At 62.5% G+C, this 13631-nt stretch carries 13 protein-coding genes; 4 read left to right on the forward strand and 9 right to left on the reverse strand.

Features of this window, described 5'->3' with window-relative positions; all coding sequences use genetic code 11:
- Positions 1-29: 29 nt before the first annotated feature.
- The 3 genes from ACR0MM_RS12800 to ACR0MM_RS12810 all read right to left on the reverse strand — a co-directional run bounded on the left by ACR0MM_RS12800 (position 30) and on the right by ACR0MM_RS12810 (position 2913).
- Complete coding sequence (locus ACR0MM_RS12800) at positions 30-530, reverse strand: putative pterin-binding protein (protein WP_480696537.1); 501 nt, start codon at positions 528-530, stop codon at positions 30-32.
- A gap of 100 nt (positions 531-630) precedes the next feature.
- Positions 631-1518, reverse strand: a complete 888-nt coding sequence (locus tag ACR0MM_RS12805) for a UTP--glucose-1-phosphate uridylyltransferase (protein ID WP_480696539.1) — start codon at positions 1516-1518, stop codon at positions 631-633.
- 21 nt (positions 1519-1539) lie between these two features.
- Entirely contained in the window at positions 1540-2913 is a 1374-nt protein-coding gene (locus ACR0MM_RS12810; RefSeq protein ID WP_480696541.1) for a sugar transferase, read from the reverse strand.
- A 253-nt stretch (positions 2914-3166) separates the two neighbouring features.
- Between ACR0MM_RS12810 and ACR0MM_RS12815 the strand changes: the two genes are divergently transcribed.
- The 3 genes from ACR0MM_RS12815 (at position 3167) to ACR0MM_RS12825 (ending at position 6658) form a co-directional block, all read left to right on the forward strand.
- The gene (locus ACR0MM_RS12815) at positions 3167-3781 is read left to right on the forward strand and encodes a response regulator transcription factor (RefSeq protein WP_170372612.1); all 615 of its coding nucleotides are present in this window, start codon (positions 3167-3169) and stop codon (positions 3779-3781) included.
- A 115-nt stretch (positions 3782-3896) separates the two neighbouring features.
- Positions 3897-5378, forward strand: coding sequence for a GumC family protein (locus ACR0MM_RS12820; protein WP_480696543.1), 1482 nt, complete (start codon positions 3897-3899; stop codon positions 5376-5378).
- Positions 5375-6658 carry an O-antigen ligase domain-containing protein gene (locus tag ACR0MM_RS12825; protein ID WP_480696545.1) on the forward strand — a complete coding sequence of 428 codons (1284 nt, stop codon included), beginning with the start codon at positions 5375-5377 and terminating at the stop codon, positions 6656-6658. The genes ACR0MM_RS12820 and ACR0MM_RS12825 overlap by 4 nt, the downstream gene beginning before the upstream one ends.
- Here the strand turns inward: ACR0MM_RS12825 and phoB are convergent.
- The 6 genes from phoB to ACR0MM_RS12855 all read right to left on the reverse strand — a co-directional run bounded on the left by phoB (position 6643) and on the right by ACR0MM_RS12855 (position 12664).
- Entirely contained in the window at positions 6643-7326 is a 684-nt protein-coding gene (gene phoB, locus ACR0MM_RS12830; protein ID WP_093963307.1) for a phosphate regulon transcriptional regulator PhoB, read from the reverse strand. The two genes, ACR0MM_RS12825 and phoB, sit on opposite strands and share 16 nt — an antisense overlap.
- The gene (gene phoU / locus ACR0MM_RS12835) at positions 7326-8054 is read right to left on the reverse strand and encodes a phosphate signaling complex protein PhoU (RefSeq protein WP_254433987.1); all 729 of its coding nucleotides are present in this window, start codon (positions 8052-8054) and stop codon (positions 7326-7328) included. Before phoU ends, phoB begins: the two co-directional genes overlap by 1 nt.
- The gene (pstB, locus tag ACR0MM_RS12840; protein WP_170341609.1) at positions 8051-8848 is read right to left on the reverse strand and encodes a phosphate ABC transporter ATP-binding protein PstB; all 798 of its coding nucleotides are present in this window, start codon (positions 8846-8848) and stop codon (positions 8051-8053) included. Before pstB ends, phoU begins: the two co-directional genes overlap by 4 nt.
- A gap of 19 nt (positions 8849-8867) precedes the next feature.
- Positions 8868-10172: a phosphate ABC transporter permease PstA gene (gene pstA / locus ACR0MM_RS12845; protein WP_170341613.1), complete on the reverse strand. Its 1305-nt coding sequence runs from the start codon at positions 10170-10172 to the stop codon at positions 8868-8870.
- 11 nt (positions 10173-10183) lie between these two features.
- Positions 10184-11560 (reverse strand): phosphate ABC transporter permease subunit PstC, encoded by a 1377-nt coding sequence (pstC, locus tag ACR0MM_RS12850; RefSeq protein WP_244952436.1) that lies wholly within the window; start codon positions 11558-11560, stop codon positions 10184-10186.
- Between the two features lie 66 nt (positions 11561-11626).
- Positions 11627-12664 (reverse strand): substrate-binding domain-containing protein, encoded by a 1038-nt coding sequence (locus tag ACR0MM_RS12855; RefSeq protein ID WP_093963304.1) that lies wholly within the window; start codon positions 12662-12664, stop codon positions 11627-11629.
- A gap of 303 nt (positions 12665-12967) precedes the next feature.
- On the opposite strand from ACR0MM_RS12855, the gene ACR0MM_RS12860 reads away from it, so the two are divergent.
- Positions 12968-13630, forward strand: coding sequence for a L,D-transpeptidase (locus ACR0MM_RS12860; protein ID WP_093963303.1), 663 nt, complete (start codon positions 12968-12970; stop codon positions 13628-13630).
- Position 13631: the final 1 nt, after the last annotated feature.

Raw genomic sequence — 13631 nt, forward strand, 5'->3', positions numbered from 1 at the left:
CTCATTACTGCACTCATTCCGGTTGCAAGCTATTTAACGACCTCGAGGCGATCGAGTTGCCAGATGCTGCGCGAATAGGTCACCTCGGTCTGGTATTTCGGGTCGCTGTCATAGGGGTAGACGATCCACAGCGGGCCTTTCTGCCGGCGCGACATCTCGGCGCCGTCCATCTCGTAGGCTACGATCGGGTCGCTTTCGGTGACCGAGTCCACGGGGATTTCAACCGCATAGTCGTTGATCGCCGTGGCGCGGATCATGCTGCCATCTGCACCGACTGCCTTTAGCACCACAGACAAAGGCACGCCGACAAACGTGTTCTCACCTTCGGTCCAGATCGTCGAGGTCGCAAGAGTCCGCGCGGGCAAGGATTTCAACATGTCCATGTCGAACCGCGCACCATCCTCTGCTCCGGGCTGGGTCAGGTTGCCGGTGATCGTCAGAACCACCTCTCCGGTGGGTTCGGCCAGATCCTGGGCCTGTGCCTGGCCCAGGGTCAGAATCATTGCCAGGGCTGCAAGTAAAATCCGCATGTCATTCTCCTACTGTCCAACTGCACAAGATCAGAAAGCGTGACCGGGCAACAGACGGGAATCGGGATAAGCACCTATCCGAACGGATAGGTGCCCGCCGTTAAGCGGCCGGGCGCAGGTGGCCCATGCGCTGTGCCACGATCCGCTCAAACCCTTCGCGCAGCTCCGACCGCTGCAGAGCAAAGACCGCGGTGGCCTCAAGATATCCGGCGACCGAGCCGCAGTCGAAGCGTTCACCCGCGAAGGCGTAGCCCGAGCAGCCAGCTGTTTCGATATCGGCAGCGATGGCGTCGGTCAGCTGGATTTCATTTCCCGCACCCGGTGCCTGGCCGGCCAGACGATCAAAGATCGACGGCTGCAGGATATACCGCCCGACGATGCCGTAGTTCGACGGCGCCTGCTCGGGGCTGGGCTTTTCGACCAGGCCGCGCAGCTTTTGCACAGGCCCGGCCTGCAGGGCGATATCGACCACCCCGTAGGACCCGATCCTGTCGGACGGCACGGATTGGGTCGCAACCATGTGGCCGCTTTGGTCACAATAGCTTTGGACCATCTGTGACAGGGCCGGGCGTCGGGCGCTGATGACGTCATCGGGAAGGATCACCGCAAACGGCTCATTGCCCACACACTCGCGCGCCAGCGACACGGCATGGCCCAATCCACGGGGCGCGTCCTGCCGGACAAAGCAGTATTTGCCATCCTCCAGATCGGCGCAGCGCAGGTTGTTCAAAAGCTCGGTCTTGCCACCATCCTTCAATTTGCGTTCAAGCGCCGTATTCCGCCCAAAATAGGCCTCGAGCGCGGTTTTCTCGGGTGACGTGATGAAGATGAACTCTTCAATCCCGGCCGCGCGCGCCTCGTCGACGGCATATTGGATCAGCGGGCGGTCGATCAGGGGCAGCATTTCCTTGGCCACGGTCTTGGTCGCGGGCAGAAACCTTGTGCCCAGCCCAGCGACGGGAAAGACGGCTTTGCGAATCTTGGTCATATCAATTCTCCTTGGGTATTCTCAGTAGGCGCCGCGGCCGGACACGACGGCCCGCACGGTCATGGCAATCAGCATCAGATCCAGAAGGGCCGAGCGGGACCGCACATAGGCCGTGTCCAGATCGATCATCCGGTCAAAGTCGATGGCGGCCCGGCCCGACACCTGCCACAGGCCGGTGATCCCGGGGCGGACGGCCAGGCGTTCAAGCGCGCGCGGCGGGTATTTGGCGACCTCCTCAGGCAGGGCAGGGCGCGGTCCGACGATCGACATGTCGCCCTTGAGGACGTTGAGGATCTGCGGCAGCTCATCCAGCGAGAAGCGGCGCAGAAGCTTGCCCACCCGTGTCACACGCGGATCTTGACGTGCCTTGAAGCACACGCCTGCGCGGTCGGACTGCGCCAGCAGGCTGGCCCGTAGTGCTTCGGCGTCGGTGGTCATCGAGCGGAACTTGTAGACGGTGAAGGGAACCCCGTTCCTGCCCACTCGCGTCTGCCGGAACAGGGCCGGGCCGCGGCTGTCCAACCGGACAAGCGCGGCAATTGCCAGCATTGGAAGGGCCAGAACCGTCATGGCCGCCAGCGCAACGGTCAGGTCAAGACTGCGGCTGGGCGTCAGCCCGCCAAGAGCCCGGGCGACGCACCGTCCCAGAAATTCGAAATTTCCGATCAGATAGCGGCGGGCCATGCGGCGTGGCTCCATCGCCAACCGCCACCCCCATTCCATCCGGACCCGCCGAACGACCCCAGGCGCCCGCCGGACGTTGCCCGCCAGAAAGTCGAACAACGCGCCGACACCCAGCACCAGGTTCGGGTTCAGCCGTGCGCGGTGCCGCGTAATCCACAGTTCTTGCAGCGGAACGCCGATGGCCACCAGCAGGATATCTGCGCCGGATTGGTTGATCTCGTCCAGGGCTTCGTCCGTCCGTTCGATGCCAGCAAACCCGTCGCGGCAACCGGCAATCCTCAGGCCGGGCGCCATGTCTTGCAGGCGCGCTGCCGCGGCCTGTGCGGTGCCGGGCGTTCCGCCCAGCAGATAGACCGACTGCCCCAGCTTGGCCGCGCGCCGGACCAGGCGCGGGACAAAGTCGGTTCCGTTCAGGTTCTCGGCCAGGTGTTCGCCCTGCATGACGGCGGCAAGCTCGACCCCGATCCCGTCGGGCAGGACGAGGTCGGCTTGCGTCAGAGCTGCTCGGTATTGGTCATTCTTTGCCCGGACATTTGCGCAATGGGCGTTCAGGAAAAAGACGGTCCGGCGGTGACCATCCAAAAGCGTGGTGATGACCGGCCCGGATTCTGCATTCACCACCGGCTGCCCGAGGATTTCGGTGATCGGCAGCGCGGTGCCGAGCGTGGTGTGTGCGCCGTCGAAAAGGGCGTGAGCGGCTTGAAAGTGCATGGAACTCTCCGAACATGAACTGAACTGTTGCTCTGAACCTGCCCGTTGTGCCGGCACCGCAACAGACGAGCATCGGGAGAGCGCGCGGAGAAATCGGCTGACTGACACGGCCCGGATGCGGCACCGCGTGGACATCCGACCAGCTGCTCCTATCCGATCGGGTATCTGCCTGTCCGTTCGGTAGGCTTCACCGCCAATCATCAATGGTTTATTAACCTTTTCAGGTCTGGGTGGAGGCACATGGAGTTCATTGATGAAAGTTCTTATCGCCGACGATCACGAACTGGTTCTGGACACGCTCGTCGCCTTCATCGAGGCCGCAGGCGGGATCGAGCCCACCACCGCGCCGGATTTTGCGACCGCAAAGGCAAAGATCGAATCCGAGGGTCCGTTTGATCTGGTTCTGCTGGATCTGAACATGCCCGGCATGAACGGGCTGAGCGGGTTGGAAACCTGCATTGGCATGGATAGCGCGCGACATGTGGCGCTGTTCACCGGCGATGCCTCGCGCGATCTGGCTGAACGTGCACTCGAGCTGGGGGCAGCCGGGTTCGTGCCCAAGACTTTGCCGGCCAAGTCTCTGGTAAACGCCATCCGTTTCATGGCCATGGGCGAGCAATATCTGCCCGTCGGTTTCATGAGCGCCGAGCAGCCGAACGACGCGCACCCGATGGCCAAGAAACTGACCGAGCGCGAGCGCCAGGTCCTCAAAGGTCTGACCGAGGGCAAGTCGAACAAGGAGATCGCCCGCGATCTGGACCTGTCCGAGCCGACGATCAAGCTGCATGTGAAGACGCTGTACCGCAAAGTGGGTGTCAGCAACCGCACCCAAGCCGCGATGGCCGCGCGCGAGGCGGGCTTGTTCTGACCCGCGCCCATCCTTTCGGATAGGGGGCCTGTCCCAACCCGCCCCGGCCTAACCCCTTGCGCAGCGGACAGCCCAAGCCGCATCCGTATATCAATCCTGTAAGAGAGGATTTGATATGCCGAACCAGATTTCCGACAACCAACAAACGCTTGCGCCAAACCGCCCTTGGGACTGGGCGCGCATCAGCCGCACGGACATCCGGTCGCTGGGATGGCGCCGCGTTCTCAAGGGCGGGCGGCTGACCGATGCGGGACGGCTGCCGCGATACGTTGCGTTGTTTCTTCTGGGATCCAGCTGCATCTGGGCCCCGATCAGCGGGTATCTGGCAACCGCGCCGGTCAAATACGCATCCCACGCCTCGTTGATCCTGCCGGGGTCGGGTGCGTCGGCCTCGGTCAATCTGGCCAATATCGGCCAGGCCTCGTCCTACGCCAATTCGGCCTTTGCAAACGGGTCGATCAGCCCCACCGAAACCTACAAGCGGCTGTTGTCGGCCGATCGCATTCTGGATGCGGCGGCGCGCGCAGTCGGGGCCGAGCGCGATTCGTTCGGCAAGCCGCGCATCCGTCTGGTGGACCAGACCAGCCTGATCCATATCGAAATGGAGGCCGCCAGCCCGGGGGACGCGCAACGCCACGGCGATGCCCTTGTCGCTGCGTTCTTTGCCGAGATTGACGCCTTGCGCGCGGACGAGATCGCCACGCGCGAGGCCAGCAACAGCGGCGCAATCGACGACTATCAGCGCTCGGTTCGTGAAACCCGCGCTGCGATCGAGCAGTTGCAGCGGCAGAGTGGGCTGCTCTCGGCCGCCCAATACCGTGAGCAGGTGGCCGCGAATGACCGCGCGCGCCAAACGCTGCGGGCCGAGGAAAGCACGCTGGCCCGGCAGGCCGAGCGGGTCGCGGCGCTTGAGGTCGCGCTTGATCTGCCGCCGGATGCCGCCGCGGTCACGCTGAAGCTGTACGCCGACGCGCAATACATGTCATTGCTCAAGGATGTTTCGGCCGGCGCGGCCAAGCTGGCGCAGGCCGATGCCAATTACGGGCCGCGCCATCCGGTCTATCGCGCAGCGCGGGACGAATATGAAGGCGCACGGAAGGTTGCCGTCCAACGCGCGGCCGAGGTGACCGGCCTGTCGGTCGAGCAGCTCTCGGGTCTGGACCGCGCCCCCGAGGGAGAGCGTGCGCAGTTGCTGAGCGAGCTTGTCCGCGAAAACGCCTTGCGCGCGGGGCAGGAGAAGCATGTAATAACCCTCGCCGCACAGGTCGCGGCCGAAACTGCGCGCCTGTCCGCGCTGGCGCCGGTGGCGGCCGAACTTGAAGACCTTCAAAGGGATTTTGCCGTGGCCGAAGCCGTCTTTGCCTCGGCCATCGCCCGGTCAGAATCAAAAAAGACAGATGTCTATGCCTCGTACCCGCTGATCCAGGTGCTGGAAAATCCGTCGCTGCCGGAACGGCCGTCTTCACCCAACAAGAAGCTGTCGATCGCGGCAGGGATTGCCGCCACGTTGATGCTTCTGATCGGGCTGACGCTGGCATGGGTCCGCAACCCGCTGATCTCGCGGCTGTTGAAAGACGCAGGCGAGAACAAGGCATGAGCCAGGCCGCGCCGCAGAACCCGGCCGAGCGGCTTGTCTGGCGCGCGCTGGTCTGGACATGGCCGTTCTATGCCATCGGCGCGCTCTATGTCGTCGGGCCGGTACTGGGATGGTCCCTGGCGGGGTTGGCGGCGCTGGCCTTGTATCTGGGGCCGGCGATTCGTCCGGAGCTGCGGGCCACGGGGCCGGTTCCGGCGCTGGCTTGGCTGTGGATGGCCGGCATGTTGTTGATGCTGTTTGCATTGTGGGCCGGCCATCTGGATTGGGGGCTGGGGCTGGGCAAGACCATCAAGTCCTCGATCGGCTGGGCCAAGGGCTGGGCGCTTATTCCATTGTTCATTCTGGCCGGGGCCGTGCTGCCGATCCGGCGCGAGGTTCTGGTGCGGGGCCAGTGCAAGCTGGGACTGTGGACCTTGTGCCTTGCGCCCCCGCTGTTGGCTGCGCCTTATCTGGGCCTGCCCAGCCAGATCTTCACCTCACCGCTCAAGGCGGTCGGTGGGCCGGGCCCCGAGTATTTCTCGGTCTATCTCTACACAATCGACCCGGCCAGTTGGACGCCCCGGTGGCAGTTCTTCGCGCCGTGGTCACCATTTGCCGCCTTGCTGGGGGTATGCATGGTCCTGTTCGCGCTCGAAGAACGGCACCGGGGATGGATGGCCGTCGGTCTGAGCGCGGGTATTCTCATGATCCTGGCGTCGAAATCCCGCATGGGGCTGGTCGGGCTGGTGGCCTGCACGCTGGGGCCGCGCCTTTTGCCGCTGGTGGCGCGCAGCATCGGATGGTTTCTGGTGTCGGCCGTGGCGACGGCGTCCGCGGCGTGGGGGGCCGCCGTGATCGATCTGGGCAACCAGGCGCTGCAGAATTTCAAATCGGCCCGCGCCGACAGCACCCGCGTGCGCGAAACCCTTCAACGCATCGCCTATGAGCGCTGGCAATCCGACGCGGTGCTATTTGGTCACGGAACGGTTCAGCCCGGTGCGCATTTGGTCGAGTACATGCCCATCGGAAGCCACCACACTTGGTACGGGCTTCTGTTCGTCAAGGGCATCACCGGCTTCGTGGCTTTTATTGTCCCCTTCGCCGTGCATTTCGGCGTGGTGATCACCGACGCGGTCCGCTCGGCGCGCGGACGCTTGCCGCTGGGCCTGCTGATGACCCTGCTGCTGCTGACCTTCGGCGAAAATATCGAGATCGAGGCCTATCTGCTCTGGCCTGCGCTGCTGATGCTGGGGTGCCACCTGCGCGAAATGACAGGGACCGGTGCTCAGCCGAGCGCGTAACCGGCCCCGCGCACGGTGCGGATCGGGTCATCCCCCCCACGCACCGTCAAAGCTTTACGCAAACGCCCGATATGCACGTCGACGGTCCGGGTATCCACATAGATGTCGCGCCCCCAGACCCGGTCGAGCAATTGTTCGCGACTCCAGACCCGGCCTGGCTTTTCCATGAAGGTCGACAGCAGCCGAAACTCGGTCGGACCCAGCTTGATGTCCTCGCCCGCGCGGGTCACGCGGTGCGTTTCGGCATCCAGGACGATGTCATCGTATTCCAACCGCTCGCCCACGGCTGCGGGGCGGGTCCGGCGGAACTGGGATTTGACTCGGGCCATCAGCTCGATCACTGAATAGGGCTTGGTGACATAGTCGTCGGCACCTGTCTCCAGCCCGCGCACCTTGTCGACCTCTTCGGATTTTGCCGAGAGCATGATCACCGGAATGGCACGGGTCGCCGCGGTCATCTTCAGCTGGCGGCAAATCTCGATCCCGGAAACGCCGGGCAGCATCCAGTCCAGCAGGATCAGATCGGGCGGCACTTCCTTGATCTGCAGCAGCGCCTCGTCACCGGTTTCGGCCTGGCGCACGTCAAAGCCTTCGGCCTCGAGGTTGTAGCAGATGATCTCGCGCTGTGCGGGCTCATCTTCGACGACAAGGATCGATGGCGTTGGCATCACAGGACCTCGGTGGTTTCCGTCGGTGTCTTGTCGAGGCGCGGTCGGTCATCATCAGGCAACTGCCCACTGACAAGGTAGATGGTCTGCTCCGCGATCCCGGTAGCATGATCACCGATCCGCTCGAGGTTTTTGGCCACGAAATGCAGATGCATGCCCGGGGTGATATTGCCCGGGTTCTCCATCATATGGGTCAGCAGAGCGCGAAACACGTTATTGTACATCGCATCCACATCAGCGTCACGTTCACGGATGGCCTGGGCCTTGTCCGCGTCCCGCTGGATGAAGCAATCCAGGGCATCCGCAATCATGCTCTGCACCAGCTGGGCCTGACGCGCTATGGCCGATTTGACTTCGTCCAAACTCGCCGAGTCCGCCAGGGTCACGGCACGCTTGGCGATGTTTTTTGCATGGTCCCCACTGCGCTCGAGCTGGTTGGCGATGGTGAAGGTCGCCAGGACCACGCGCAGGTCGATGGCCGTAGGCGCGCGCCGCGCGATGATGTTGGCGCTGTCGTTCTTGACCATCTCTTCCAACTCGTCGATGGCGCGATCGGCCTTGACGGTGCGCGCGGCGAGTTCGACATCCTTGTCGCACAGTGCCCGGATCGCGTCCGACAGGCAGTTCTCGACCAACCCACCCATGCGCATCAGATGCGCCTGAACAGACTCGAGTTCCTGATCAAAAGATCGGACGATGTGCTTGTCCTTCATGGCGTCCTGGGTCATCCGATTCTCCCGGTGATGTAGGATTCCGTGCGCGGGTCTTCGGGATTGGTGAAGATGTGCCCCGTGTCCCCGTATTCCACCAAGCTGCCGAGGTGGAAGAACGCCGTTTTCTGGCTGACCCGAGCCGCCTGCTGCATCGAGTGCGTGACGATCACCACCGAGAAGTTCAGCTTCAACTCGTCAATCAGTTCCTCGACCTGGGCGGTTGCGATTGGATCCAAAGCCGAGCACGGCTCGTCCATCAACAGGACCTCGGGTTCAGTGGCAACCGCGCGCGCAATGCAAAGGCGCTGCTGCTGACCGCCGGACAAGCCGGTGCCGGGCTCGTGCAGGCGATCCTTCACCTCATCCCAGATGGCGCCACGGCGCAGGGATTTCTCAACGATCTCATCCAGATCGGCTTTTGTTCTGGCCAGTCCGTGGATCCGGGGACCATAGGCTACGTTGTCGTAGATCGACTTGGGGAACGGGTTCGGCTTCTGGAACACCATACCCACCTTGGCACGCAGCTGCACCGGGTCGATCCGTTTGTCGTAGATGTCTTCGTTGTCGATCCGGATGTCACCTTCGACCCGGCAGACGTCAATCGTGTCGTTCATCCGGTTCAGGCAGCGCAGGAACGTGGACTTGCCGCATCCGGACGGGCCGATGAAAGCGGTTACCGTTTTGTCGAGAATGTCTACCGATACGTCCTTGATTGCCTGGTTGTCGCCATAAAAGACCTGGACGCCCTTCGCCTGAATCTTGATGGCGTCGACGGCGGCACTCGGCTCGATCTTGCTCATGTCGTTCATCATGATGACCCCTTTGCGCTTACCAGCTGCGCTCGAATTTGTTGCGAAGATAGATCGCGATTGCATTCATTGTGACCAGGAACCCCAGCAGCACCAGGATCGCGGCCGAGGTCCGGCTGACGAAGCCGCGCTCGGGGCTGTCGGCCCAGATGAAGATCTGCGTGGGTAGGGCGGTGGCACTGTCGAACGGGCCAGCCGGGGCCGAGGTGATGAACGCGTTCATCCCGATCAGCAGCAACGGAGCAGTTTCCCCCAAGGCCTGCGCCAGCCCGATGATCGTACCGGTCAGGATGCCGGGCATCGCCAGCGGCAGCACATGACCGAACACCACCTGGTGCTTGGACGCACCGATGCCCAAGGCCGCCTCGCGGATCGAGGGCGGCACGGCCTTCAGCGCCGCGCGGGTGGCGATGATGATCGTCGGCATGGTCATCAGCGCCAGCGTCATGCCACCCACGAACGGGGCCGAGCGCGGTAGCCCGAACCAGCCGATGAACACCGCCAGCGCCAACAGGCCGAAAACGACCGACGGCACCGCGGCCAGGTTGTTGATGTTGACCTCGATGAAGTCACTGACCTTGTTCTTGGGCGCGAATTCCTCAAGGTAGATCGCCGCGCCGATGCCCAGCGGAAAGGAAATCACGAAACACACGAACAGCGCCCAGAACGACCCGATCAGCGCGCCCTTCAGGCCCGCCAATTCGGGGAACCGGCTGTCGGCATTGGTGACCAGGCCGGTGTTCAGCGGCTTGCTGATCACGCCTTCGGCCTTGAGCTGATCGAACCACGCGATCTCGGCATCGTTCAACCGGCGGTTCTGCTCGGGCGTGTCGCGGTCGATGGTGCCCTTGTTAAGCTGGTCATACGGGTCAGATACCGGCACGGTCATCGTGATGGTCTGCCCGATCAGCGCTGGGTCAGCCACCACCCGGTCGCGCAGATCAAACTGCGCTCCGTTGGACAGAATGCCCGACAGGGCCTTGCGGGTAGCCCGATCGCTGGTGTCCACCTCGGGCAGCAACTCGGACAGCGAGGCTTGCAGCACGTCCTTGAAACCGCCCCGCGGCAGCTTTTCGGGCTCGATCTCCTCGGGGTCGACATAGACCTCGAGCGTGATCTTGGTCTGGGTGAACGCCTGGTATCCGGATGATACAAGCGAGGCCACCAGGATGAACAGCATCAGAAATGCAAATCCGATGGCGCCCAGGCCAAGGCCCTGCAGTATCTTCTGCTTGCGGTTGCGGCGGGCCAAGCTGGCGCGCACGGCGTCGGCGGTGTCTCCGCCTTTGGGCGAATTGTTTTGTCCTGCGGTCAGGTCAGCCATGATTCTTGGCCTCAGTCATAGGCTTCGCGGTACTTGCGCACGATGCGCAGCGCGAAGACGTTGATGATCAGGGTGACAACGAACAGCATCATGCCCAAGGCAAAGGCCGCCAGCGTCTTGGGGTTGTCGAACGAGGTGTCGCCGATCAGAAGCGTGACGATCTGCACGGTCACCGTGGTCACGCTGTCCAGCGGGTTGATGGTCAGCGAGGCGATCAGGCCCGCCGCCATCACCACGATCATGGTTTCCCCGATCGCGCGGCTGACGGCCAACAGGATGCCACCGACGATGCCGGGAATGGCGGCGGGGAACAGCACGTTCAGAACCGTCTCGGCCCGTGTCGCCCCCAGTGCCAGCGCTCCGTCGCGCAGAGATTTCGGCACGGCTGACAGGGCGTCGTCGGTAAAGGACGAGATGAACGGGATCAGCATGATGCCCATCACGCTGCCTGCGGCCAGCGCCGTGTTGGGTGACACGGGAATGCCCAGCGAGGCTCCGAAACTGCGCATGGCCGGGGCCACGACCAGGATCGCGAAAAAGCCATAGACCACGGTCGGCACGCCGGCCAAGATCTCCAGAACCGGCTTGGCCACCGCCCGCAGGCGGTCGGGTGCGAATTCGTTCAGGTAGATGGCCGACAACAGGCCCACCGGAACCGCGAGGAACAGCGCGACCACGGTGATGACGATGGTGCCGAGGATGACCGGAAGCCAGCCAAAGGCACCTTCGGCCGCAATCTGGTCCTCGCGCAGAGGAATCTGCGGTTCCCAGTTCAGGCCGAAGAAGAACTCGGTGATCGGCACCATCTCGAAAAAGCGGATGGATTCGAACAGCAGCGCGGCAATGATGCCGACGGTCGTAAAGATGGCGACGGTCGAACAGAAGATCATCAGGCCGGAAACGATGCGTTCCACACTGTGGCGGGCGCGGAATTCGACGCCGACACGCGACCGGGCAAATGCCACGATGGCCAGTGACAGAATGACAACGATCGACAGCAGAACCCATCCCGACATCTGATGCAGTTCAAGATACCGCTGGGCCGCGTCCATCTTCCACTGTTCCGGCTCGCCGAAAATCTGACCGCGCGAGATCGACTTGATCTCGGCCAGCACCAATTGACGCCCGCCAGTGTCCAATCCGTCAAGGCTGCCGGCAGGCAGGCCCGACATGACCACATGGTCGATCACCGGCCCCTGCAGGATCAGCCAAAGTACGATCAGCACAAAGACTGGAACCAGCGTGGACAGAAAAGAAAACAACCCGTGATAGCCGGGCAGGGAGTGCAGGGACGTCCCATCTGCGCGCAGACCGGCCGCAGCCCGTCTGTTCAGCAAATATCCAAGGATACTGACGCCCAACAGCGCCGCAAACACGAAAGTAGTCATCTGCCCCCCAGGCACAAAAATGGGCTGCCCGGTTTCGCGGCCGGACAGCCCTATGAATTGCAAATCTTACGACTTGGGTTCCATGTTCTGGCCGTCCAGGATTGCGTCCTGCAGCTCTTCACGGCGCTCGTCGGACAGGCCAACCAGACCACGTTCGGCCAGGTAGCCGTCGGATGCCAAAGCATCATCCGACATGTATTCTTCCAGGAACTCGTCCAGGTTCGGGATCACGCCGCGATGCGCGTTCTTCACATAGAAGTACAGCGGGCGGGACACCGGATAGGATTTGTCGGCGATGGTATCGGCATTCGGCTCGACGCCTTCGATCGTGACCGGCTTCAGCTTGTCCAGGTTCTCGTACAGGAACGAGTAGCCGAAGATGCCTACGGCGTTCGGGTCCGCCTCGAGGCGCTGAACGATCAGGTTGTCATTCTCGCCCGCTTCGACGAAGGGTCCGTCGGTGCGCATGCGCGAGCAGTTTTCCTTGACCCATTTCTTGTCGAAGTCACCGCTCTTGACGAAGTCCAGCTCTTTGCAGCCTTCATGCATGGCCAGCTCGACGAACGCGTCGCGGGTGCCCGAGGTCGGCGGCGGTCCATAAGCCAGGATTTCCACGGCCGGCAGGTCGGGGTTGATTTCGTTCCAGGTCTTGTACGGGTTGTCCTTCCACTCGCCATCAACCGGCACCTGGGCGCCGAGAGCCATGTAGATGTCGGCCAGCGACAGGTCCCAATCCTGTTCATTGCTGCGCGAGATGGCGATCGACAGGCCGTCGAAACCGATCAGAGCTTCAGAGATGTCGGTCACGCCGTTCTTTTGGCACAGCTCGTATTCCGAGGCCTTCATGGCACGCGATGCGCCGGTGATGTCGGCAGTGTTTTCGCCGATGCCTTCGCAGAAGATTTTCATGCCGCCGCCGGTACCGGTCGATTCGACGATGGGCGAAGCAGCGCCCGTGTTGTTGGCGAACTGCTCGGCCACGGCTTGGGTGTACGGGAATACGGTCGACGATCCGACGATACGGATGGCGTCGCGCGCCGAGGCAGCGGACGCGGCGATCGCGGTGATTGCCAGAACCGAAGCGGTCAGTTTGATGGTGGTCATGGTCACTCCTGAGAATCAGCTTTGGCCGCCCCCTGCGGCCTTGTTGAGTGCAGTAGTCCGGGCGTGCGAAGCTTATGTAACGCTTTCGTAACAGTTTTATGACAACCCACCCGGGGCGGTTCAAAAATTCGTCTGATCCAGATACGCGGCTTTCGGCAACCGTTTGTGCACGACCTCAAAACACCAGTTGCGACAAGGTTTTGCGTCCAACGAACAAGTGAATGGACTCGGGGTCTGTTTCAGGGAATCGTTTAGTCCGATCTTTTTTCTTGCTGCCACGGCAAGGCGACTGGAGGTGCAGACATGCTGACCAGAAGACATTTTGTTGCGACTTCGCTTGCTGTTTTCTCGCAACCGATTCTTGGCGCGACATCGGCCGAAGCGTCGACCGCATCTCAATGGGCGGCTTGGGACAGGCAGGTGACGCCGGCCAACTATGACCCGGCCACCTCGAACCCTTGGGGGCTGAATCCCCGGTTTCTGCCGCAACGGGTCGAAACCAACCGGTCGCTGGTGCCCGGTGACATTCACGTGGATGCGGTCGCGCGCTACCTGTATTTCATCGAAGAGGGCGGAACCGCGATGCGATACGGCGTGGCGATCGCCCGTGGCAATCTCTACGAACCCGGGACCTACACGATCCGGCGCAAGGCCAAATGGCCGCGTTGGACCCCGACCGCGGACATGATCAAACGTGATCCGCAGGACTATGCGCAGTTTGCCGACGGAATGCCCGGCGGACCCAACAACCCCTTGGGCGCACGCGCTTTCTACCTGTTTCAGGGCAATCGCGACACATATCTGCGGATCCACGGAACACCCTATTCCCGTTCTATCGGCGGGCGGGCAAGCTCAGGCTGTGTGCGCATGGTCATGGCCCATATCATAGGCCTGTATGACCGGGTGCAGCCGGGTGCGACGGCACATCTATACCCACCCGAAAGATTTGCGACTGCCAGCAGCTGAT

It is taken from the genome of Ruegeria sp. BC6 (assembly GCF_056539185.1).

What these genes read in the sequence shown, in the direction of transcription:
- phoU (WP_254433987.1), bottom strand. Translation starts at nt 8,054, where the DNA reads ATGACCCAGGACGCCATGAAGGACAAGCACATCGTCCGATCTTTTGAT.
- ACR0MM_RS12800 (WP_480696537.1), bottom strand. Translation starts at nt 530, where the DNA reads ATGCGGATTTTACTTGCAGCCCTGGCAATGATTCTGACCCTGGGCCAG.
- ACR0MM_RS12810 (WP_480696541.1), bottom strand. Translation starts at nt 2,913, where the DNA reads ATGCACTTTCAAGCCGCTCACGCCCTTTTCGACGGCGCACACACCACG.
- phoB (WP_093963307.1), bottom strand. Translation starts at nt 7,326, where the DNA reads ATGCCAACGCCATCGATCCTTGTCGTCGAAGATGAGCCCGCACAGCGC.
- ACR0MM_RS12820 (WP_480696543.1), top strand. Translation starts at nt 3,897, where the DNA reads ATGCCGAACCAGATTTCCGACAACCAACAAACGCTTGCGCCAAACCGC.
- ACR0MM_RS12860 (WP_093963303.1), top strand. Translation starts at nt 12,968, where the DNA reads ATGCTGACCAGAAGACATTTTGTTGCGACTTCGCTTGCTGTTTTCTCG.
- pstA (WP_170341613.1), bottom strand. Translation starts at nt 10,172, where the DNA reads ATGGCTGACCTGACCGCAGGACAAAACAATTCGCCCAAAGGCGGAGAC.
- ACR0MM_RS12855 (WP_093963304.1), bottom strand. Translation starts at nt 12,664, where the DNA reads ATGACCACCATCAAACTGACCGCTTCGGTTCTGGCAATCACCGCGATC.
- pstB (WP_170341609.1), bottom strand. Translation starts at nt 8,848, where the DNA reads ATGAACGACATGAGCAAGATCGAGCCGAGTGCCGCCGTCGACGCCATC.
- ACR0MM_RS12815 (WP_170372612.1), top strand. Translation starts at nt 3,167, where the DNA reads ATGAAAGTTCTTATCGCCGACGATCACGAACTGGTTCTGGACACGCTC.
- ACR0MM_RS12825 (WP_480696545.1), top strand. Translation starts at nt 5,375, where the DNA reads ATGAGCCAGGCCGCGCCGCAGAACCCGGCCGAGCGGCTTGTCTGGCGC.
- pstC (WP_244952436.1), bottom strand. Translation starts at nt 11,560, where the DNA reads ATGACTACTTTCGTGTTTGCGGCGCTGTTGGGCGTCAGTATCCTTGGA.
- ACR0MM_RS12805 (WP_480696539.1), bottom strand. Translation starts at nt 1,518, where the DNA reads ATGACCAAGATTCGCAAAGCCGTCTTTCCCGTCGCTGGGCTGGGCACA.